The sequence below is a fragment of the Shinella sp. HZN7 genome (assembly GCF_001652565.1).
Lineage (GTDB): Bacteria > Pseudomonadota > Alphaproteobacteria > Rhizobiales > Rhizobiaceae > Shinella > Shinella granuli.
In genome coordinates, this window is record NZ_CP015736.1 from 984,153 (window position 1) to 1,004,981 (window position 20,829).

Consider the following 20,829-nt stretch of genomic DNA (forward strand, 5'->3'; position numbering starts at 1 on the left):
CCTGTTCTCAGAAATCGACGGTCAGTTTGCCGATGACCGAGCGCCGATCACCCTGGTAGCAGGAGTAGCTGGACTCGCAGGTCGTGAAATACTTCTTGTCGAAGAGGTTCGTCGCGTTCAGCGAGACCTTGGCGTGTTCGTTGACGCGATAGCTGGCCCCGATATCGAAAAGCGTCCGGCCCGGAACGGAAACGGAATTGGCATTGTTGCCATAGACCTCTCCGACGTAGCGAACGCCTGCGCCGAGCGAGGCACCCTCCAGCACGCCGTCATTGAACGTGTAGTTGAGCCAGCCCGATGCCTGATGTTCCGGCACGAGCATGGGGCGATTGCCGACATAGCCCAGCGCGTCCTTCGTGATTTCCGCGTTGGTATAGGTATAGGAGCCCGTGAAATCCCAGCCGCCGCCAATGCTGACCTTGCCTTCGACCTCCAGGCCGCGTGAAGCGATTTCGCCCGTTGCGACCGCATAGCCGGTGGACAGGTAGTTGAGGACATTCGTCTTCACGATGTCGAAATAGGCCACGGTAAAGAGGCCGTCGAAGCTGTCGGGCTGATATTTGACGCCGACCTCCCACTGGCGGCCGCGGGAGGGATCGAACGTGTTGCCGTTTTCGTCGACACCGCTGTTCGGCACGAAGGATTGCGAGAAGCTGACATAGGGAGCGAGACCGAACGCGGTGACGTAGCTGAGACCAGCACGGCCGGAGAAGTTGCCGATGTCAATATTGGTATCCGCGCCCGTCAGGCGATTGTGCGTATCCAGATTGAGCCAGTCATAGCGCCCGCCCAGCGTCGCGATGAATCCGTTGCCGAATTTGATCCGGTCCTGGGCGTAGATGCCGGTCTGGTTGTAGCGCTCGGCGTAGTTGACGATGGGTGTGGTCGGCGTCGGGATGGTAACGCCATAGACCGGTGCGTAGGGATTCAGCGAAGGGGCTGGGCCCTGATAGCGTCTGACGTCGGCGTCCGACCAGCTATAGTCGAGACCGAACAGCGCCTGGTGCGAAAGGGCGCCGGTCTCGAATTCGGCCTGAACCTGGTTGTCGACCGTGAAGGAATCGAAGCTTTCGTCGAAGTGCCGGGCGAAGCGGTCGAGGCCGGCCGTGCCAAGCCCCGACAGGAAGATGTTGTCCAGGGTGAAGTCGACATGGCCGTAACGAACATTCTGGCGGACCGTCCAGGTGTCATCGAAGCGATGTTCGAATTCGTAACCGATGGACTGCTGCTCCTGAGTGCTCTGGTTGAAGCTGGGATCGCCGAGAAGAATGTTGGTCGGCGTGAAGAGCATGATCGTGCCGCCGCTTTCATCCTTCAGTGCTTGGCCCGTGATGGTCAGGGTCGTGTCCTCGTCCGGCTTCCAGGTAATCGACGGAGCGATCATCAGGCGGTCGTCACCGATTTCGGTGCCATCCGAATACTGGAACTGGGTATTGGCGTCTCTGGCAACGCCGACAATGCGATAGAGGATGCTCTTGTCTTCGTTCAGCGCACCGCCGAGATCGAAGGCGGCCTGCTTGCGGTCATGGCTGCCATATTCGAGCTCGACCTGCCGCACCTCCTTTTCCGTCGGCCTCTTCGACGTCTTGTTGACGATGCCGCCCGCGTCACTCTGGCCATAGAGCGAGGAGGAGGGGCCGCGCAGCACCTCGATGGTATCGAGCGCATAGGGGTCGGTGCGGTAGAAGCTGTAGCTGCTGGAAACCTGACGCAATCCGTCGAGATAGGAGCTCGTCGCCTGGGCGTTGAAGCCGCGCATCATGATCCAGTCATAGCCTTTGGGATCCGGCCCGTAGGTCTCGATCGCGACGCCGGGAACGTAGCGTAGCACTTCCGTCACGCTCTGCGCATTCTGCGCTTCCATCTGCTTGCGGCCGATGACCGACACCGATTGCGGCACTTCGATGAGCTGGGCGTCGGTCTTCAGTGCTCCCATGGAGCGGGTTGCGACGAAGCTGTTCGCGCCGTTGCCATCGCCGTCGACCACGATAGGGGCCAGACCCGTGGAACCCTCGACGCTGACGGTCGAGCCGTCGGTCGCGACCGGATCGTAGATCTGCACGGTCGTCGCATTGCTGAAGCGATAGAGGAGGCCGGTGCCGTCGAGCAGCCGGGAGAGGGCCTCATTCGCCGTCATCGGGCCGTGCACGGGCTTGCCGGTCTTGGCGATCGCGCGGTTTTCGCGGAAGACGACCGACAGGCCGGTGACCCGGCCGATATCGTTGACGGCCTGCGTTACCGGCTTGGCGGCGATGTCGAAGGTGAACGCCCGGCTCTGGATCTGCGCTTGCGCAAATGCGCCTCCTGCCGAACCCCATGCCGCCGATGCCAGCAGGCCGGCCGCGAGAAGATAGCCGGTTCGCCCCATGCCATTCCGTCTCATCGCATTTTTTCCTCTCAACTGCAGGACAATGCGCGGCGAAAGCCTATTTCGTCCGCGTTCTGTCTCCTTCACGGATGAGAGGCAGGGGCGATGAACCCCTTTCATGAAAAAATCTTGATTTTCCTTTTCATGTATTGTCGAGGCCGGCCGGCGTCATGGGGTGATCAGGGTCAGGCGCCCTGCCAGCGCGTTGAAACGGAACCCTACGGAGGCCTGGAGCGAGGCGAGCGCGGCATCTGTGTCGTCAAGCGGGAAGCTGCCGGTGACACGCTCGTTTGCCAGCGCGGTTGAAGCGATGACGATCCGGCCTGGCCTGTAGCGCTCGATCTCGCGCACCACATCGGCAAGACGGGCGCGGTAGAAGACGAAGCGGCCATTGCGCCAGGCAAGGCTGTCCTCGATGTTCACGCTTTCGACGGCAGCAAGGCCCGCGTCATCGAACGCCACCTGTTCGCCCGGTTTCAGCAAGGCCTTCGCCCGGTCCGGACCGGCCGTAACCGAGACGCTGCCATTGGCAAGCGTCACAACCGCCCGGCCGTCGAACAGACGGACATCGAAGAGCGTGCCGAGGACGCGGACTTCCCCTTCGCCTGCTGCCACCACAAACGGTTTTTCCGCATTGTGCACCACATCGAAGAAGGCTGCGCCACGCAACAGACGCACACGCCGTTCGCCCGCCGTAAAATCCTCTGCCAGCGCGCTGTCGGCGTCGAGCAGGACGATCGACCCGTCGGCCAGCCGGATGCTGGCACGCTCGCCACGGGGGCTGACATAGTCTGCGGCCAGGTCCTGGAAGAGGTGCGGACGTTCCAGCCATATGGCCGCGCTCAGAAGACAGAGCAGCACCAGGGCAAGACCCGAAAGGCGACGAGTGGTCCGTGTGCGGCTTTTCTCGCCATCCATGGCGCGAAGATAGACCGCCAGTTCGTCGGCTTCCGCTTCGGCAAGGCGTTTGCCGGGTTGCTCAGCCGCCTCCCAGGCGAGTGCGATAGTACGGAAGGCCTCCGCATGGGCAGGGTCGGCCTTCTGCCAGGTTTCGAAGGCGATCCTTTTGCGTTCCGTCGGCGCCTGGAGCAGGTCGATGAACCAGGCGCGGGCTTCGGCCTCGATATTCTGGGTGGTTCTGTCTGATGTCACGGTCTTCGTCATGGCGCTCTTCCGGCCCTCAATCGACGAGGGTTTTCTGGCAGGCCGCGACGGCCCGCGCCATATGCTTGGCCACGGCCCTCTGGGAAATGCCCATGGCGGCGGCGATCTCGGCGAAGGTTCTGGCATGAACGCGATTGAGAAGGAAGATATGCCGCGTCTGCTTTGGAAGTACTGCAAGAGCCTCATCAATGCTGCGAATGCCTTGCCGGGCCTCCAGAATCTCTTGTGGCGACACCGATGCGGTGGCGTATTGTTCCGGCAGCAGTCCGTTCTCGAGGGATCGGCGCGTCTGCTGTGCCCGCAAATGGTCGATCGCCGCATTGCGGGCGCAGCGCGAAAGATAAGCCGCGTCGTTGTCCGTACGCAGTGGAGAGCGCTCCCACAGGCGCAGGAAGATGTCCTGCACAAGGTCATAGGCCGTGGCGGCACATCCCACACGCCGGTTTATCTGCCGGTGAAGTCGCTCTCGTTCCGTGAGATAGAGAGTGGCCATTTCCTCATACTTGGACGTCATTTTCTTCTAGAATCTCAGTCGATCTTCCATCGGCATTCATCGTGACGGAATGCAACCAGAGTGGCGCGGTTGCAGCAAGAAAGCCTCGCGTCGGTCGAGGCGTTGGCAAAATACTTGTATATAATAATCATGTTTTGTAAATGGGGGGTGTTGAGGCGCACCATGTTCGCGCTGACGGAATATCCTCTTCTGCGTGAGAGGGTACCGCAACACCAGGCCGGAGACGCGACCGCACCTTCGCGATCGTCGATTGCCTGCATCGTCAGGGTTCTCCCATGCATAATTTGCCTCGCAACGAATTTCTCCAGGCCTGCGAGACGATGGTGCCATCAAAAATCTGGGGTCAAACGTCGAGGTAAGTTATAGGGCGTCGATGTCGTCCTTTGGCAGAAAACGACGTGTCGGTGGTTCGATTCCCATCAAGAGCAACCCTCACGGTTTGAATGCAGCCTTCAATGCTTCGAGGTTGCTTTGCATGACCTTGGCGATATCAGAACTGTCCGCTCCAACGTTGGACAGGAGCACAGTCCTCGCACCTGCCTTCTCGATACCCTTCGCGAGATGCTCTCCCGGCTCTGCGTCAAGGATGACGATTGCCACATCATGGGCTGCGAGCCAGTCGGCGAGCTTTTCCGCGCGCTCCTGCGTCCACTCATTCGGCGCGGCGGTGATAGAGGCGAGGAGGTCGATTCCGAGATCGGCGGCAAGATAGGCGAAGTGCGGTGACAGCGCGATGGCGGTCAGGTCGTCGGCCTCCGCAAGCGCCCTGTCGGCCTTGGCCTTGATTTCCAGGAGCCTTTGCTTCAGCGCGGCGAGATTGGCGGCGATGGTTTCGGCCGAGGAAGGCGCGAGACGGGAGAGATCGGCGGCGAGCACGTCGGCCATGCGGCCGAGATTGCCCGGTGCAAGCCACGGCGCGGAACCCTCGCCCGTCCCCGGCATGGGGGCAAGATCGAGCGCCGCATAGACGATGCGATCGTCGGTGGGGTCTGCGATGGCGATGCCGTTCAGCACGCCGTCGAGCGGGCGGCCCGCGTCGATCTCCACGATGCGGATGTTGCTGCGGCGGGCGTGCGGATAAAGCGGGTCTTCCGGCCAGAAGGAGCGGAAGGTGATGACCGCGTCGGCGCCCGCGGCCGCCTTTTCCAGCACGGCCTTGCCGCGGCCGGCGAGATAGGCGGCAAGCCGCGTCGCCGGCAGCTTTGCCGGCTGGACGGCTTCCACCGCGATCGTGCTGTTCACGGTGAGTGCCGAGGCAAGGGAAAAGGCCGCCGGATGTGCCGTCAGGACACGGGCGGCAGGCTTTGGTGTCGCGGCGCCTGCGCGACCGGCAAGAGCGGGGACCAGCACAGGCGCGGCGAGCATGGCCGACAGCATGGTCCGGCGCGAGAGGAAGTCGCTCATGCGGGATCTCCTTTGAGGGCGGGAAGCAGCGCGCGGACGGCAGTGCAGCCGAGGAAGATCGTGCCGGCGGACAGGATGATCGCAGCGCCCGAGGGGATGGGAAGGTCGAGCTCCATGGGGATGAGGATGCCGGCGATCGTCGCGGCAAGCGCGAAGAGGACGGAGAGCGTGACGAAGCCCTTGAGGGAGCCGGAGACGGTGCGGGCGGCCGCGGCGGGAATGACGAGCAGCGCGCCGACGAGGATGGCGCCGATGATCTTGACGCTCGCCACCGTCACCACCGTCACCAGCACGACGAAGAGATAGTCGAGCGCCTTGACCGGCACGCCGCGCACGGCCGCCAGCGTCGGGTTGAAGCTCGCCAGCATGAAGCGGTTGAAGAACGCCGTCGTCAGCGTGAGGACGGAAAGGCCGACGCCGGCGAGGATCGCGATATCCACGCCCGAGACCGTGAGGATCGAGCCGAACAGCACGTTCTCCAGGATATGGATGTTGATACGCCCGGCGAGCACGAGAAGGATGCTCGCGCCGAGCGCCAGCGACATGGAGAGGAAGACGCCGATCAGCGTATCGGCCGAAAGGCCGGTGCGGTTGCGCAGGTAGTTGAGCGCGATGCCGAAGATCAGGCAATAGCCGAAGAGCGCGCCATAGGGCCCGGTATAGGGCTCGCCGAGGAGGATGCCGATCGCAACGCCGGTCAGCGCCGCATGGCCGATGGCCTCGGAGAAGAAGGCATGGCGCTTGACCACGACCAGCGTGCCGAGCCCGCCCAGCACCGGCCCGGCGATGAGGCCGGCCAGCAGCGCGTTGACCGCAAAGCCATAGGCGAGCGAGGGCGGCAGGTAGCCCCCCGCCGCAAGCGCCATCACACCCTGCCGGAAGGCTTCGAACCACGCGCTCATGCCACGCCTCCGGCCCGGTGCGAGAACAGCGCCAGGACCCGCTCGGGCGTCAGTTCCGCTTCCGGCGCGCCATCGAAGAGCACTGCGCGGCTGAGGCCCGTGACGCGGCCGGCAAAGCGCCGGACCGCGGCGAGATCGTGCTCGACCCAGAGGATCGTCGTGCCGCGCTCCTGCAGCCTGCCGATCAGCCGTTCGAAGATGCGCGCCCCCGCCTCGTCGAGCGCCGCCATCGGCTCGTCGAGCACCAGAAGGTCGGGCGGCGGCATCAGGCCCTGTGCCATCATCACCCGCTGGCGCTCGCCGCCGGACAGTGCCCCCATGCGCCGCCCCGCCTTGCCCTCCATGCCGACGTCGGCAAGCGCGGCGAGGATCGCCGTCTTCACCGTGTCTTCTGGCGTGAGGAAGGACGGCCGGCCCGCGACGAGGGCGGCCAGGAAATCCATCACGGTCATCGGCAGGCCACGGTCGAATTCCAGCGCCTGCGGCACATAGCCCGTGGTTCCGCGATCGCCCGGCCAGTCGATCCGGACGGTGCCGGTATGCGGCGCCTGGCCGAGCAGGCAGCGGACAAGCGAGGATTTGCCCCCGCCGTTCGGGCCGACGACGGCATGCACCGTGCCGGGTTCGATGCGAAGCGTTACCCTCGAAAGAACGTCGGTGCGCCCGAGCACGAGAGAAACCTCGTCGAAGACGACGGCCGGGCCTTTCCCAACGATCGCCTCGGCGGCGGCAAGCGGTGGCATGGGCGCGTTCACGGATTGCCCTCCGCCCCGCCCTGCTCGCGAATGGCCTTCACCACGGTCGCGAAGTTCTCCGCCATCTCCGTCTCGAACTTCTCCGGCGTGTAGTCGCCATAGATGATGTGGGAGAGCGGATAGAGTCTGATGCCCGTCTCGCGCTCGATGGTCTCGACATAGGTCGAGGGGAAGTTCAACTCGGAGAAGATGACCTTCACGTCGAGCGCCCTGATGGCGTCGATGGTCTTTGCGAGCTGCGCCGGGCTCGGCTCGATGCCGTGCGCCGGCTCCACCACGGCCGTCACCTCCAGGCCGAATTCGCGCAGGAGATAATCATAGGCGCCGTGGATGGTGGCGACGCGGAAGCTGGTGCCCGGCATGCCGGTCAATTCGGACAGCGCGGCGGCGCGGATCGTCCTGAGGCGCCTGGCATAGGCACGGGCATTGCTGGCATAATCGGCCGCATTGCCGGGATCGAGCCGGCCGAGGTCGCGCGCGATCGTCTGCACCTGCTGGATGGCGCCGGCGATCGAGAGGAACGTGTGCAAATTGACCACCTGGCCGGAGATCGTGCGGCTGTTGCCGAGCCGGCTCGACACGCCGCCGACGGCCGCCAGCAGCGGCACGTCGCGATTGGCCTCGATGACAGGGATGGAGGGGTTTTCCGAGGCGGCGATCATGCGCTCGGCGAAGTCGTCGTGGCCGATGCCGTTCAGCACCACCACGTCGAGCGTTCCGACCCGACGGATGTCCTCCGCCCGCGGCTCATAGGCATGCGGGTTGAAGCCGACCGGGATCAGCGGCACGACCTCAGCCCTGTCGCCGACGATGTTGGCGACGTAGGAATAATAGGGATGCAGCGTCACGCCCACCTTGCGTTTCTTGCCTTCGGCGCGCGGAGCTGAAAGCGTGAACGCCAGGGCGCCTGCCAGGAGCGCGCGGCGCGGAATACGGACGGTCATTGGCCGGCCCCTCGTGTCACGGATGCATCGTAGCGGCTGACGATCTCCTTCCAGCCGGCGGCGACCAGCGCCTCGTCGGAAAGGCCGGCGGCCGCGGCATGCGTCGACCGGTTGAGCCAGACGGAAACGCCGCCTTCCGGCTCATTCGCGTGCCCGTCCCCGGCCGTCGCGATGCGCAGGAGAAGAGAGCCGGCAATGTCGGCCGATGCGGTCTGGCCAAGCCATCCGGCGAAGCCGTCAGCGGAACGCACGAGGCTCCAGACATGGCCGCCGCGGCCCGCCGTCGCCGCATCCACCGCGAAGGGCGGCAGCGCCTGCTCGGCAAGCGCCTCCGGCGTCGGCACCGTTCCGCTTTCCAGCGCGAAGGCGATGTCGTCGGCCGCCACCTTCAGCTCGGCATTGAGGCTCTGCTCGGCCGCCGTCAGCCCGTCGCGAGCATCGACCTGCCATTCGGCGATCCCGGCAACAGCCGGTGCGCGCGTGCGCAGGCCGACCACCGTTCCTGCGACAAGAACGATGGCAAGGCAGATGAGCGCGACGAAAAGCGTCTCCCTTCCGGCGCTGACGGGCCGGACGACGACGCGCGTTCCCTGTCCTGCCGCCGTCATGGCGCAAGCCCGTCTATGTCGCGCCAGTCCACTTCCACCACATGGCCGGGACCGGCATCGAAGAGTATGTAGAACTCACCCGCTGGCCTGTCGAAGCGCACGACGGAATCGGCCCCGAACTTGCCGGGCACTAGGATTTCCTCGTCGTAGGAGATGACGTCCAGCGTCACGCCCTCTGCGCCCGTGCCGTCGGAAAAACCGCCCTTGCATGCGATCCTCCCGCCCTCCATCGCACACGTGCAATATGGGTAATGCGCATAGGCGGGGGTGGTCGCCAACAAGAGGAGGATGGCGAAATATCTACTGTATATGAACGGCGAACGGAGCCGGGTCATTCGGCGCTTCCCTGTTTTCTGGTTTGCTGTCCGAAGAAGTCCGCTGTCGCCGGCGACAGGGTGCTCAGCGGAACGTAGGCCTGGTGAATTTCGCCGGCCCAGGTCTCGATCGTCAGCCAGAGCACCGAATCCTGACTGGTGCTCGGCGGCATCTGGACGGAGGCGGTGAGCTTGAAGGGATTGCCGCCGAAGAGGGCGCCGGCCGCGCGGATGTTGCGGGGCTTGCCGACCCGCAGATAGACGCCCTTGATGCGATCGATGCAGCCGGCGCAAGGCTGGAGGTCGTAGCTCTTCATCCAGCCGCCGATGATGGCCTGCGGCCGGGCGGCATTGCTCTCGCCAAGGGTCAGCGCGAACGGGCCAGCGACGAGTTCCACACCCTTGACGGGCACGAAGGGCAGCGGCGCATCCTTGCGGGACAGGTAATCGGGCAGGAAGAGCGCCGGCAGCGCGAGGAGGGCGATGCAGGCATGGAACTTGACGCGGTCCCAGAGATAGCGCGCCCATGTTTCGGGCGCCTTCCGGCGGGCGGGCAGCACGATCATTCGCCAGCCTCCCTTGGCAGAAGGCCGGGACGCGGGCGCACGAGCTTGACCGTCGACTGCACCGTGCGCATGAGGAAGATCATCAGGCCGGAAAAGACCATCGCGGACAGGACGAGGCCGAAGAAGGCCCAGACGAGCTTCGACCAGAGGCTGTAGAAATCGCCGGTATGGAGGCTGCGCAGGATCGGCGAGAGGGTCGCGGCCGGGCGGGAACTCGTGACCGTTTCGGTCTCGATGACCGCGCCGCTGCCGGGATCGAGATAGATCTCGGCCTTGTAGAGCGGAAAGGCCGTGCGGCCGGTCACACGAACCGGCGTATAATTGTTGAAGCCGAGATAGACCCCGTCGACGCGAAAGCCGGGAAAGGTCTCGTCGGCGATGCGGAAGGCATAGCGCAATCCGTCCGTATTGGTGCTCGCCTCCTGCACGACGGGCGGCAGGTTACCTGTAGTCGGCGTTCCCAGTTCGTCGAGGATGCCGATGACGAGGAACCAGAGGGAGGAAACGGCGATCAGCGAGACGAACCAGAGCGACCAGATTCCGGCGAGCCGGTGCAGGTCTCCCCAGAAGACGCGGGATCCCTCATCGATGCGCAGCCGCGGATTGAGATAGGCGCGCCAGAATTTCTTGTAGACCAGCATGCCGGTGAGCAGGGAAACCAGCATGGGCAGGGACAGTAGGGCGACGAGGTGCCAGCCATAGGGTTTGACACGGTCATAGGGCGTCAGCAGCCAGCCGTGCAGGGACTGCATGAACCATTGGTAGCGGGAATAGGACAGATTGCTGCGCCCCTTCACGGCGCCGCTGTAGGGGTCGAGGAAGAAGGTCGCCTTTTCCTGATCCGGCAGATAGGCGGCGATCTGCACGGTCAGGTAAGGCTCCGGCTGGAGGATGCGGTAGGGCCGCGCCGCTGGCTCCTGCGCCTTCAGGCGGTCGAGCAGGTCTCCGGCGTCAAGCCGTGCGCGGCCGACCGCCGCATCGGCGCGCATCTCGGGATAGCGCAGCCAGAGCACCTCCCAACTGACGGTCGAGAGCGTGCCGGTCAGGCAGGCGAACAGCAGGAAGAACCAGATGGGCACGGCGCACCAACTGTGAAGAACCAGCCATAGCTTTGCCTTGCTCTTTTTCTTCGCCATGAAAGCGGGTCTGTCCCCTCGAAACGGTTGGTTCAACGGCTTGCCGCTCCGGAGAAGTCCCGGGGCGGCAAGTCTTCGGAATGGCCTGTCAGAAGGTCTTCTTCAGCGTGAAGGTGACATTGCGCGGGGCGCCGAAATTGCCGGTCGCGTAGTTCTCATCGAAGCTGCTGTAATACTTCTCGTTGAACAGGTTGTTCACGTTCAGGCTTGCGGCCACGCCGTTCTCGAAATCATACTTGGCCATCAGGCCAACGACGGCATAGCTGTCTTGAACGGCAGTTCCGCTGGCCGGCCAGAACCATGTGTTGAAGATCTTGCTTTGCCAGGACACGTTGCCGCCGACAGTCAGGCCGGTATCTGGAATCGCGTAGGAGGTTGCGATCCTGACCATGTTTTCGGGCGTGATCGTGGAGATCCGGACGCCGTCGGCATCCTCCGTCCGGCTGTGCGTGAAGCCGCCGCCGACCTGCCAGCCGGGAAGAACCTCGCCGGATATTTCAAGCTCAACGCCCTTCGTGACGGCGCCGTCGATCGTCTTGTAGGGGAAGGTTCCGTCCGGCAACGTGCCAGGAACGCTCCGGTCGCGCGTGGCGAGGTTATCCTGTTGGACATAGAAGCCGGCCAGCGAGACATTCAGCCGGTCGTCGAAGAACGCGCCCTTGATGCCAAGCTCGTAGTTCGAGCCGGTCGTCGGCGCGATGATGTTGAAATCCTTGTCGCGATAGGCCTGCTGCTTGAAGATCTGTGTGTAGCTTGCATAGGCGGACCAATTGTCCGTCAGGTCGTAGACCAGGCCAGCATAGGGGATCCACTCGCCGTTGCGTTCCGACGACTGGCTGGATCTCGCCCCCGAGTCGAAGTCATGGCTGTTGAAGTCGTACTGATAGAAGACGACGCGGCTGCCGGCGATGAGCGAGAGATCGTCGGAAAGCCGGAAGCGGCCGCTGCCATAGACGCCGATCTGATCGATCTCGGTGATGCTGCGGAACCTCTGGCTGCCCAGATAGGAATCCAGATTGGGGATATAGCCGTTCCAGTCGAAGATGCTCCCGGCAACAGGCTCGTAGTCAAAGCCTGTGCCGTAGGTACCGTGGTCATCTTCGCCGAAGGTGCTGGTGATGCCGAAGCGAAGATCGTGCTGCCGGCCGAAAAGCTCGACCGGACCTTCCAGATAGGTGTCGATCGCATGCTGGGTGGTCGTCGTTGCCAATTGGCCGCCGAGCAACTGGGCACCGGTTCCATCAGGATTTATGGTGCCCCAGGATGCGGAGGCCAGCATGCCCCAGCGTTTCGCCCGATAGTAGGAATAGTCGGCATGGAGCTTCCATCCATTGTCGAATTCATGGTCCAGCCGTACGAAATGCGTGCGGAAGTCCTGATTGTAGGGAAGGCTGCCGCCACCCGGATTGAACGACCAGTCGTAGTCCACCAGGCTGCCATCGGTGTGGAAGAGCGGGAAGCCGCCGAACTGGGTGTTGTAGGTCCTGCGCCGCTGGTAGTCGGTGCCGAGGGTCAGCGTGGTGTTCTCGGCGACGTCCGCCTCCACCACGCCGTAGACCACGCCTTCGCGCAGATCGTAGCGGTCGAGATAGGAGTTCGCGTCTTCAAGGCTCGTCACGAAGCGGCCCCGGATCGTGCCTTCCGCATTGAGCGGGCCACTGACGTCGAATTCGGAGCGGTAGGCCTGCCACGACCCGGCGCTGCCGGAGAGGTAGCCCTGGAACGTATCGGTCGGGAGTTTTCTCGCCAGGCTGATCGTGGTGGACGGGTCGCCCGCGCCGGCCATGAGGCCGCTGGCGCCGCGCAGCACATCGACATGGTCGTAGAGAACCATGTTGGAAACGCTCGGACCGGAGCCGTATTGCACACGATACCAGGTTGGGATGCCGTCGATCTGCCAATTCGGATTGGAAAAGCCGCGCGCGTAGACCATCGTGCGCTCGGAATCCATCTGGTGGACGGTGATACCGGGCGTCTGGCGCAGCACGTCGGCGATCGTAGTGAGGTTCTGGTCCTCCATCTTCTGGCGTGTGACGACGGTGACGGACTGGGGCGTCTCGCGCAGCGTAAGCGGCAGGCCGGTCGCCGAACTGGTCTGTGACGTGGTGTAGGAACCGGTTCCCTCGGTCGTGGTGCCCTGGCCCTCCACGGTGATCGTTTCGAGGCTGGTGGAGCCGTCCGCCGCACCGCCGCCGGCGGGCAGGCCGGCGACCAGCGCCGCTGTCGAGGGGCCGGAAATCCGGGCACTGACACCCGTTCCCGCCAGCAGGGTCTGCAATGCCCGTGCCGGCGCCATCGATCCGTTGACGGCCGTCGAGCGCTTGCCGGCCACCGCCTTCGAGGTGAAGCCGACTTCCCAGCCGGTGGTGCGGACGAAGGCCGCGATCGCCGAGGAGAGCGGCTGCGCGGGAATGTCGAAGGCGACCGTCTGGCCGGCGGTCTGCTGCTCGGCATGGGCGGCGGGCACGGCGAGATGGGTGGTCGCCAGCACCGTCGATGCGATCAGGAGCGATGCTAGGGACCGTTTCCTGCGGCGGGCGCCTGTCCTGCCTGTTTCGTAACGCGCGCCAGCGCCTGCATTCCGCTTCATCGGTGGTCCCTCTCGTCCTGATCAGAGGGTCGATGCGCACCTTGCGTTCTCGACCCATAGACCTTTGACAAACGGGCCGCGCCGATCTCACAAAAAAAGTTGAGTTTTTATCGCAGGATTAAAATTCCGCCCGGCAGGCGCGTGACATCCGCCCCGGCGGCAGTGGCAAGCGAGCGGATCACGCGCTCCGGATTGTCTAGGCGATAGTTGCCGTTGATCCTGACATGGCTGAGCTGGCCGTTGGCGACGACGACCGTATGGCCATAGTAGCGCTCGATCTCGCCGAGGACCTGGTCGAAGGGCTGGTCCTCGAAGACCACGCGCCCCTGAAGCCAGGCGTGCGAGGTGCCGGGATCGGTCTTGCGGACGCCGGAAAACGCCGCCGCCGTGGCGATGATGCTTTCCCCCGGCTCAAGCGACGCGGTTTCCGCGCGCTCGGGAAGCCGGGTCACGTCGACATGGCCGTGTTCCAGGACGACGGTGTCCTCGGTGCTTTCGGTCCGCACGGAGAACGCCGTGCCCTTGACCTCGACCTCGGAGAAGGCCGCAGCGACCGTGAAGGGCCGTGCGGGATCGGGGACGACGTCGAAATAGGCTTCCCCCTGCAGTAGGGTGACCGAGCGTTTGCTTCCCTCAAAATCCAGCGAGACGGCGGAGGCCGTGTTGAGGATCATGCGCGATCCGTCGGGAAGCGTGATTTCATCGCGCGCGCCGGCCTGCGTTATGTAGTCGGCCTGCCATTGCAGGCGGAGCGCGGGATATTGCTGGATTCCCACCGCAAGGAGCAGCACTGCGGCTGCCGCCATGGCGCCCCTGGTCCAGCCACCGCGCTTCCCTCGCCGGTCTGCGAGCACGACTACCTCCGGCGGGCGCGAAGACGGCATCGTCCGCGCGGCGACGTCTTTGGCCACCATGTCCATCTCGGGCAGGTTCCATGCGGCGGCCACGGTGTCGAAAGCCGCGGCATGGGCGGGATCGGCCTGCTGCCATTGCCGGAAGCGTGCGGCAAGCGCGGTGTCGTCCGGCGCCCCCTGGAGCGTGATCAGCCAGTTCAGCGCAGCATCCATCACCGCGTCGGGATGGACGAAACCCTGCTCCTTGCCGCCTTGTTCTCGCTTGTCGCGTTCCACTCAGGTTAATCCGATCTGACGGGCCGGGAATAGAACGGCTCTCTTCCTGAGACATTCGGCAAACTGCAATCTCACAAAATCTTCCCCTCAAGGCACGGGTTATTCAAAGATATTTCGACGAAAATCGGTAGGCGGAGGCACGATCAACCGCGATCGATCTTTGCCAAGGCATCAACGCAGTGGGCGTGCGCAAGCTTGAGATCGTTGAAGACCGTATTGGGGGACACGCCGAGATGTTCGGCGATCTTCGGATAGGACCATTTCTCGATGCGGCTCAGGAGCCAGACCGTTCGCGCGCGCTGCGGCAGTTTCGCCACGGCCTCGTTGAGGCATTGAAGGCGCTGGCGGTGGATCAGGTCGGCTTCCTGGTCGGGCACCGAGGAGGCGATATTCTCTACATCGGCTTCCGGCAGGTCGTCGCGCTCGATCCGGCCGCGCATGTCAAGGCGCCGCTTGTGGTTGATCGCGAGGTTTCTGGCCGTCTGGTAGAGGAACGCTTCGACATGGTCGATCGGTCCGTTCTCAATCGCTTTGCTGGCACGGACATAGGTTTCCTGCGCCACGTCCTCGGCCGCCTGCTGGTCGCGCACGATCCGCATCACGCTCCACATGAGCGATTTACGCTTGCTCAGAAAGATTTCGGCAAGGGACGCGCTCAATTCGTCAGCCCTTTGATGATAACGACGCCGCAGTAAGCAATTCATGGCCTTGATTGCCGCATTCCCTATCAGATCAAAACGCTTGCGCAATCAGAATGAATTAGAATGGTTCGAAGGAGTTTGTGTTCACTCGCTTGGACATTGGCTGTGATCGAGAATGGTAAGGTTGTGCGGCTCCACATTTCTTCGCCCGCTCCTTGCTCGCAACCAAGGGCGATCAGCAACGTGAGCACCACGTTCTTCTCTAATTGGGGCGAGAAGTGCGCGACGGACGCCGGGGCTTGTGGGATATCAGTTCGTATCCCTTCAAGAGCCGTCGGCTCGTACCAAACGATCGTCGTGTTGGGAGGTGAGTGGAGTTGCCCCCAAAAGACCGGACATGCTCAGGTTTGAGATTGCGAGCTGATGAACTCGCGCGGTGATTGATATCCTAAAGCACTGTGCGGGTGAAGATTGTTGTAGTGCTCGAACCAGAGCGGCAGTTGCGCGATGACGGTTTCGGCATCCGGGGTGGGGTTCACCGCGACGTAGTCGCGCTTGAAGGTTTTGACGAAGGCCTCGGCCATGCCGTTCGATTGCGGGCTGCGCACGGGCGTCGTGCACGGCTCCATGCCGATGTCGCGGAGCAAGGATGCGGTATCCCTGGCGACGAAGCACGAACCGTTGTCGGTGAGCCATTCGATGGGCTCGGACAACATGTTGATGCGACCGAAGCGGTTCTCGACGGCGGTGATCACGAGGTCCTGCACGTCCTGGCTCTTGATGCCCTCCGTGGTGGCGACATGGGCGATTGCCTCACGGTCGCAGCAGTCGAGGGCGAAGGCGACACGGACCTTCTCCTTGTTGTCGCAGCCGATCTCGAAGCCGTCCGAGCACCATCGGATGTTGGAGCGTTCGACAGCGACCTGACCATCGTGGCGGCGATCATCGACCGCTCCGGTGTGGCGCACCAGAAGCAGGTTGTGCAGCTTCATGACCCGATAGACGCGCTTGGCGTTGGGCCACGAACGCCCGTCTTTCCGGGCATTCCGGCGCAGGATGGCATGGACCCGCCGATAGCCGTAGGTGGGCATGTCGGCAATGACGGCCCTGATTTCTTCCACCAGCTCCCGATCCGGGAGTGGCGGCCGTCCTCTGGCTCTGGAAGGGGAACCCGTGGCACGCGCAGCGATATTCGAGCGGGCGACACCCAAGGTTTCGCAGATGGTCTTCATTCCAAAATCCCTCTCGGCAGAGAGATCGAGCGCAACATCCGTTTTTTTGGGCCACCGGCGATTTCGAGGGCTTCCTTGAGGATTTCGCTCTCCATCGTCTTCTTGCCCAGCAGGCGTTGCAACTCCTTAACCTGGGCCTGAAGCGCCCGGTATTCGGATGCCGGAACGACCTCCTCTTCGGCGGCCGTCGCCGTCAGTGCTCCCTGGGATGCCAGCTTGCGCCAGGCGAACAACTGGTTCGGCTGGATGCCGTGCCGACGCGCGACGATGCTCACCGTTGCGTCCGCCTCGTAGGTCTCTTGAATGATCGCCAGCTTCTCTGCCGTGCTCCAGCGCCGCCGACGTTCCGGCCCGGAGAGAACTTCCATCTTAAAATTGCTACCAGTCATATTACCAACATTACTCCTACCCACTTAGCTAAGTGGGGGAGCATGTCCGGGCCTTTCGGGGGCTAATTCAGTGAGGGGATTGCTACGATTGCAGATGCTTCGACGAGGCAGCAAACGAAGATCGACTATTCCTCTTTCAACTGGAATCGTACCGTTGCAACGCCGAGGCCGACGAGGATGAAAACAACACCGAACAGGTGGTAGGAGTGAATTTTTTCGCCAAGGAAGACCATTGCCATCACCGCGGACGAAATTGGCATCAGGTACATGGTCAGGCTGGTCAGCGCGGCTCCCATGCGACGAACCGCATACTGCATGGCGATATAGGCAAAGAATGAAGAAACCAGGACCATGCCGATGATGCTTTGCCAATCGGCCGGTTTGTTAGGAAGGGGCGCACCAATTGCAACTTCCCATCCAGCGAACGGGAGCAACACGATAGCGCCGGAAAGGCTCATGGCGCCAAGAGCGGCGGTCGGCGTCAACCCATGGAACTTGGGGCTTCGCAGCATCAATGTGTAGGTAGCCCAGGAAATCGCAGCAAAGCAAATGCCGATGTCGCCGATGTTGAATTGGAGGGAGTTGAGAGCCGATAGCTCGCCCCGAAGAGCGATGATAGCAATGCCTGCCAATGCGAAGCCGATGCCCGCGAGTTCTCGCAGAGCGATCCGCCGATCGTTTATGAAAAACTCCAAAACCAGGACAAAGAGCGGCGAAGTCGCGTAAATCAACGTCGCGTTGGTGGCGGTGGTCAGTTCAAGCGACCAGTAAACAATACCGCCGCAGATCAACATGCCCAGAATTCCCGCGCCCAGCCAGAGTCCCGGATGAGCGCGTATGAAACGCAGACATTCCTGTCGGGATAACCAGAGGGCGGGAAAGAGAACGAGCACGGTTCCGAACCACCGCAAAAACGCCATCAGAAAAGGGGCTACATGGCCCGCTATGCTGCGCCCAAATATCAGGTTGCTGGAGAGGAGGATCGGCAAGCACGCTAGAATAAGCCAATCGGAGCTGCCGCGTGCTGATAGGCTTCATCGCGTGTTGGCCGGGGAACAGCCAGCCGTCGCGATGCATCACGCCCTGCTGCCGCCCGACTCTCCACCACTGCCGCAGAAGCGTGAGCAGATCCTCGGACAGCATGGCGTTGCGATAGCGCCCGCCCTTGCCACGTTCAACGCGTAACAGCATGCGCTCGCTGTCGACGTCGGCGACCTTCAGCATCGATACCTCGGCGACACGCAGGCCCGCGCCATAGGCGACCGACAGAGCGGCCTGGTGTTTGAGGCAGTTGGTGGCGTTGAGCGGCCGGGCAACCTCGTCGCGGCTGAGCACGACGGGCAGCTTGCGTGGATGCGCAAGCCGGACGAGCCTACGCGCCAGGTCCGGGCAGTCGAGCGTGTGGGTGAAGAAGAAGCGCAGAGCCGACACGATGCTGTTCATGGTCGGAACGGGAACGCCGTCCTCCTGCCGCTGAATCTGGAACCGGCGCAGATCGTCGGCGGTCGCCGTGTCTGGTGAACGCCCGAGGAAAGTCGCCAGGCGTCCAATATCGCGAAGGTAGTTGCGCTGCGTCTCGCGTGAGAAACGCCGCATGTTCATGTCGTCGATCAGTCGCTGGCGCAGCGGGCTGATAGGGGCATCGAGAACGGGATGTTGCATGGTCAGGCTCATTGTTGAAGAAGCCCGTTATGCTTTGCTTCTGCCGAACCCCGCTCAACGCGAGCGCTACACCCGGCCGGTGTCCTCTACCTCAACCGCAGGCACGCTTCCGCGCAGCGGGTTCGTTCCTCGACCCCAGAGCTTCCAATGGAGACCTTATGCACCGAGCTCCCGGCAATGGCAGCGCTGCCTACGAACTTCGCTGCCTCCAGGCGGGCCGATTAGTCAGGAAAGGCTCTCTTTGGAGGGCCTTTTCGATTCGATCGCCACGGGCTTACGAGGGGGGTCTGTCAGTTTTTCGTATCTGGAAGTTTTCGTCGCCTCGGGATGGCTGTAAATCCTTCACATAGAAGGATTTTCGCTGGTCGGAGTGGAGTGATTCGAACACTCGACCCCCACGTCCCGAACGGGCGCCTCAGGTCCTCCTATGCCGCTTTGCTTCCTGATCTTAAGATTGAAATTATTGCGTTTTTTGGATTTTCCGAGGAATCCGGAATGATCTCGATCATCGCGTTTCTGTCAGTTTCTGTCAGTTTCTGTCCGACCTTGCTGGCCTTCCGGCCGACGAAATCCCCCATGTCGGCGAACGCGTCCGTCACCTTCTTCAGGTCTTCTTCCCGGTACTTCGCGTAGGTGGTGACGAGGGTTTCGACCGACATGCCGAGCCAGCCGGCAATCGAGACGAGAGGCAACTGTGGCTGCTGGCAAAGCCATGTCGCGGTCGTGTGCCTGAAGGTATGGATGACCGCATCGGTATCCTCGCCAAGGACCTCACGGAAGCACCTCCGCATCGACTGGGCGATCTCGCCAGGCTCGTCCTCTCCCGACGAACCATATGGGTACAGGCATGGGTAGATGATTCCCTGCCGCTTCCATCGGACGCAATATTTCACGACGAACGGATTCAACTCGACCTTAGGAGCACGCTTGTTGTCGTACTCCACTTCATCGTCGCCGAGGCGATGCAACCAGCCCCGCCACTTGTTCTTTCCGGTTTCGGGATCATAGGCCTCGACCAGCTCGATCCACGGCCGGTCTCCCTCGTCGTTGAAACTCGCGAGGGTTACACGCGTCTTGCGAGACCCGGTACAGATGAGCAGAAGCATGGCGCGGGCGAGATGTCGCCAGACATATAGCCCCCTTTTCGGCTTCCCGTCGATCCAGCCCATCCCTCGCTTGAAATACGCGTGTGAGATAAGGCGGACGACCTGTTCAAATGAAAAAATTGTCGTGCGACGGTCATATTTCGCCGTCAGAGGCATATGCACGTCAGCCCTGATCAGACGGCGACGGAGAGCGCAAGCGATCGCGGCGTTCAGGTCCTCCAGATAACGCAGCGCGGCAAGTGGTTTGAATTCGACGCTCTTGGGGTCGAACGGTTCCGGTGTGACGGGAGCCTTTCGCTTCGGCTCCAGCGCTTCGCGTCGCGTACCGATCCGAGCTGCCGCCGCTTTGTCGAACTTCGCCTTCTGTTCCTGGTACTTTGCCACAACGCGCTCGTGCTTTTCACGGGCGCGCTGGACGGCCTTGCGATGCAGGAATTTCACGAAATCGTCGCGGCTGTCTTCATCGAGTTCGTCGAGCGTCATATCGCCGAAAAACTCGACGATGGTCTTCAGGCGCTTGATGACGTCTTCCGGCCGGGCGACGGGTTTCTTGTAGTGCCGGTCAGGGATGAAATTCGCGATCCGCACGTCGGCGTATAGCGCGATGACATCGGAAACGAGAACATCGGCTGTGTCCTGGTTCTTGACCTTCCGGGTGCCGCCGGCGTGCTTCTTCGCGATGTACTTTGCTTTCTCAGCCTCGACACGCCTGAGATAGTCAGGGGTGTCCTTCTTGCCGAAGCCGAGCGAGAACTTCACGGGCTTCCCGTCATCACCGATATCGCGGATGAAGAACTTGTCCGTCTTCTCATCGTACCACTCGCGGGCACCAAGCCGAGGTCGCGCCATATCGTCCTCCTATTTCTTCTTGTCGCGGGCTTTGCCGAGCAGATCATTGAGCATGGACATCGCGTTCTCTTTCGAGGCGACCTTGCGTTCCTGGCGGCGGTTCTCTCGTACGGCAGGCGTCTGTGGCGGTCTATCCGGTGTCGAGGTAAAGGAAGGGGCGCCTCGTTCGAGCCAGTCGCGCAGCCCTTTCACTGTGACGGTCATCTTACCGCGGATGATCCTGCCTTCGAGATGGCCTGACTTGATCGCCCCATCGAGGGAACTGACTTTGAACGTCGGGCTGGGGGTGCGTGTGCCGTTGCGGAGAACCTCGCCGCCGAGGATCGGCAGGTAGATCGCGTCCCTGAGCTTCAGGGGAGTATCGTCGCCGAAGGTTCTTGGAACCATGCCCATCGCCTCGACCTTGAGTCCGTCCTCGGCTGCGTGGAGCTTCGTGAGGACCTGGTCAATGCCGACGTGAAATTCAGCGTTCAGCTCTTCAAGGTCGGCGAGCATCCGCCGGCTGAGTTCCAGGTCGTCAGGTCCATCATCGTTCATATACGCGGCCTCCACGTC

19 protein-coding genes and 1 pseudogene are annotated in these 20,829 nt (G+C 62.6%); all 20 read right to left on the minus strand.

Going from position 1 to position 20,829, the window contains the following annotated elements; genetic code table 11:
* Positions 1-7: 7 nt before the first annotated feature.
* Positions 8-2,383: a TonB-dependent siderophore receptor gene (locus shn_RS04730; protein WP_064329379.1), complete on the minus strand. Its 2,376-nt coding sequence runs from the start codon at positions 2,381-2,383 to the stop codon at positions 8-10.
* A gap of 153 nt (positions 2,384-2,536) precedes the next feature.
* Positions 2,537-3,532 carry a FecR family protein gene (locus shn_RS04735; protein ID WP_084437768.1) on the minus strand — a complete coding sequence of 332 codons (996 nt, stop codon included), beginning with the start codon at positions 3,530-3,532 and terminating at the stop codon, positions 2,537-2,539.
* 16 nt (positions 3,533-3,548) lie between these two features.
* Positions 3,549-4,046 (minus strand): RNA polymerase sigma factor, encoded by a 498-nt coding sequence (locus shn_RS04740; RefSeq protein WP_064329380.1) that lies wholly within the window; start codon positions 4,044-4,046, stop codon positions 3,549-3,551.
* Between the two features lie 14 nt (positions 4,047-4,060).
* On the minus strand, positions 4,061-4,306 hold the full coding sequence (locus shn_RS35720) for a hypothetical protein (RefSeq protein ID WP_145925868.1): 246 nt from the start codon (positions 4,304-4,306) through the stop codon (positions 4,061-4,063).
* 172 nt (positions 4,307-4,478) lie between these two features.
* On the minus strand, positions 4,479-5,450 hold the full coding sequence (locus tag shn_RS04745; RefSeq protein ID WP_064329381.1) for a metal ABC transporter solute-binding protein, Zn/Mn family: 972 nt from the start codon (positions 5,448-5,450) through the stop codon (positions 4,479-4,481).
* A complete protein-coding gene (locus shn_RS04750; RefSeq protein WP_064329382.1) occupies positions 5,447-6,352 on the minus strand; it encodes a metal ABC transporter permease in 906 nt (301 codons plus the stop codon). Before shn_RS04750 ends, shn_RS04745 begins: the two co-directional genes overlap by 4 nt.
* Positions 6,349-7,107, minus strand: coding sequence for a metal ABC transporter ATP-binding protein (locus shn_RS04755; protein ID WP_245337369.1), 759 nt, complete (start codon positions 7,105-7,107; stop codon positions 6,349-6,351). Before shn_RS04755 ends, shn_RS04750 begins: the two co-directional genes overlap by 4 nt.
* A complete protein-coding gene (locus shn_RS04760; protein ID WP_064329383.1) occupies positions 7,104-8,051 on the minus strand; it encodes a metal ABC transporter solute-binding protein, Zn/Mn family in 948 nt (315 codons plus the stop codon). The genes shn_RS04755 and shn_RS04760 overlap by 4 nt, the downstream gene beginning before the upstream one ends.
* The gene (locus shn_RS04765) at positions 8,048-8,659 is read right to left on the minus strand and encodes a DUF6162 family protein (protein WP_064329384.1); all 612 of its coding nucleotides are present in this window, start codon (positions 8,657-8,659) and stop codon (positions 8,048-8,050) included. Before shn_RS04765 ends, shn_RS04760 begins: the two co-directional genes overlap by 4 nt.
* Positions 8,656-8,829 (minus strand): hypothetical protein, encoded by a 174-nt coding sequence (locus shn_RS36930; protein ID WP_245337370.1) that lies wholly within the window; start codon positions 8,827-8,829, stop codon positions 8,656-8,658. The genes shn_RS04765 and shn_RS36930 overlap by 4 nt, the downstream gene beginning before the upstream one ends.
* 161 nt (positions 8,830-8,990) lie before the next feature.
* Positions 8,991-9,539, minus strand: coding sequence for a hypothetical protein (locus tag shn_RS04775; RefSeq protein ID WP_064329386.1), 549 nt, complete (start codon positions 9,537-9,539; stop codon positions 8,991-8,993).
* Positions 9,536-10,675, minus strand: a complete 1,140-nt coding sequence (locus shn_RS04780; RefSeq protein ID WP_064329387.1) for a PepSY domain-containing protein — start codon at positions 10,673-10,675, stop codon at positions 9,536-9,538. The genes shn_RS04775 and shn_RS04780 overlap by 4 nt, the downstream gene beginning before the upstream one ends.
* An 88-nt stretch (positions 10,676-10,763) precedes the next feature.
* Positions 10,764-13,265: a TonB-dependent siderophore receptor gene (locus tag shn_RS04785; protein ID WP_084437770.1), complete on the minus strand. Its 2,502-nt coding sequence runs from the start codon at positions 13,263-13,265 to the stop codon at positions 10,764-10,766.
* A 107-nt stretch (positions 13,266-13,372) separates the two neighbouring features.
* On the minus strand, positions 13,373-14,395 hold the full coding sequence (locus tag shn_RS04790; RefSeq protein ID WP_064329388.1) for a FecR domain-containing protein: 1,023 nt from the start codon (positions 14,393-14,395) through the stop codon (positions 13,373-13,375).
* 143 nt (positions 14,396-14,538) lie between these two features.
* Complete coding sequence (locus shn_RS04795) at positions 14,539-15,144, minus strand: RNA polymerase sigma factor (RefSeq protein ID WP_371328589.1); 606 nt, start codon at positions 15,142-15,144, stop codon at positions 14,539-14,541.
* Positions 15,145-15,437: 293 nt separating this feature from the next.
* Positions 15,438-16,657 (minus strand): IS3 family transposase gene (locus tag shn_RS04800; protein WP_145925869.1). Its coding sequence is split into 2 segments (ribosomal slippage): positions 15,438-16,321 and positions 16,321-16,657, totalling 1,221 coding nucleotides; the frame shifts between segments, so codons are not numbered across the junction.
* Positions 16,658-16,782: 125 nt separating this feature from the next.
* Positions 16,783-17,646, minus strand: a complete 864-nt coding sequence (locus shn_RS04810) for a DMT family transporter (protein WP_245337371.1) — start codon at positions 17,644-17,646, stop codon at positions 16,783-16,785.
* 22 nt (positions 17,647-17,668) lie between these two features.
* Positions 17,669-18,319, minus strand: a pseudogene (locus tag shn_RS04815) (tyrosine-type recombinase/integrase); the annotation flags it as partial.
* A 425-nt stretch (positions 18,320-18,744) separates the two neighbouring features.
* The gene (locus shn_RS04820; RefSeq protein ID WP_064329392.1) at positions 18,745-20,274 is read right to left on the minus strand and encodes a hypothetical protein; all 1,530 of its coding nucleotides are present in this window, start codon (positions 20,272-20,274) and stop codon (positions 18,745-18,747) included.
* Positions 20,275-20,283: 9 nt separating this feature from the next.
* On the minus strand, positions 20,284-20,811 hold the full coding sequence (locus shn_RS04825; protein ID WP_145925871.1) for a hypothetical protein: 528 nt from the start codon (positions 20,809-20,811) through the stop codon (positions 20,284-20,286).
* Between the last annotated feature and the right edge of the window lie 18 nt (positions 20,812-20,829).

What these genes read in the sequence shown, in the direction of transcription:
- shn_RS04730 (WP_064329379.1), bottom strand. Translation starts at nt 2,383, where the DNA reads ATGAGACGGAATGGCATGGGGCGAACCGGCTATCTTCTCGCGGCCGGC.
- shn_RS04735 (WP_084437768.1), bottom strand. Translation starts at nt 3,532, where the DNA reads ATGACGAAGACCGTGACATCAGACAGAACCACCCAGAATATCGAGGCC.
- shn_RS04740 (WP_064329380.1), bottom strand. Translation starts at nt 4,046, where the DNA reads ATGACGTCCAAGTATGAGGAAATGGCCACTCTCTATCTCACGGAACGA.
- shn_RS35720 (WP_145925868.1), bottom strand. Translation starts at nt 4,306, where the DNA reads ATGCAGGCAATCGACGATCGCGAAGGTGCGGTCGCGTCTCCGGCCTGG.
- shn_RS04745 (WP_064329381.1), bottom strand. Translation starts at nt 5,450, where the DNA reads ATGAGCGACTTCCTCTCGCGCCGGACCATGCTGTCGGCCATGCTCGCC.
- shn_RS04750 (WP_064329382.1), bottom strand. Translation starts at nt 6,352, where the DNA reads ATGAGCGCGTGGTTCGAAGCCTTCCGGCAGGGTGTGATGGCGCTTGCG.
- shn_RS04760 (WP_064329383.1), bottom strand. Translation starts at nt 8,051, where the DNA reads ATGACCGTCCGTATTCCGCGCCGCGCGCTCCTGGCAGGCGCCCTGGCG.
- shn_RS04765 (WP_064329384.1), bottom strand. Translation starts at nt 8,659, where the DNA reads ATGACGGCGGCAGGACAGGGAACGCGCGTCGTCGTCCGGCCCGTCAGC.
- shn_RS04775 (WP_064329386.1), bottom strand. Translation starts at nt 9,539, where the DNA reads ATGATCGTGCTGCCCGCCCGCCGGAAGGCGCCCGAAACATGGGCGCGC.
- shn_RS04780 (WP_064329387.1), bottom strand. Translation starts at nt 10,675, where the DNA reads ATGGCGAAGAAAAAGAGCAAGGCAAAGCTATGGCTGGTTCTTCACAGT.
- shn_RS04785 (WP_084437770.1), bottom strand. Translation starts at nt 13,265, where the DNA reads ATGAAGCGGAATGCAGGCGCTGGCGCGCGTTACGAAACAGGCAGGACA.
- shn_RS04820 (WP_064329392.1), bottom strand. Translation starts at nt 20,274, where the DNA reads ATGGCGCGACCTCGGCTTGGTGCCCGCGAGTGGTACGATGAGAAGACG.
- shn_RS04825 (WP_145925871.1), bottom strand. Translation starts at nt 20,811, where the DNA reads ATGAACGATGATGGACCTGACGACCTGGAACTCAGCCGGCGGATGCTC.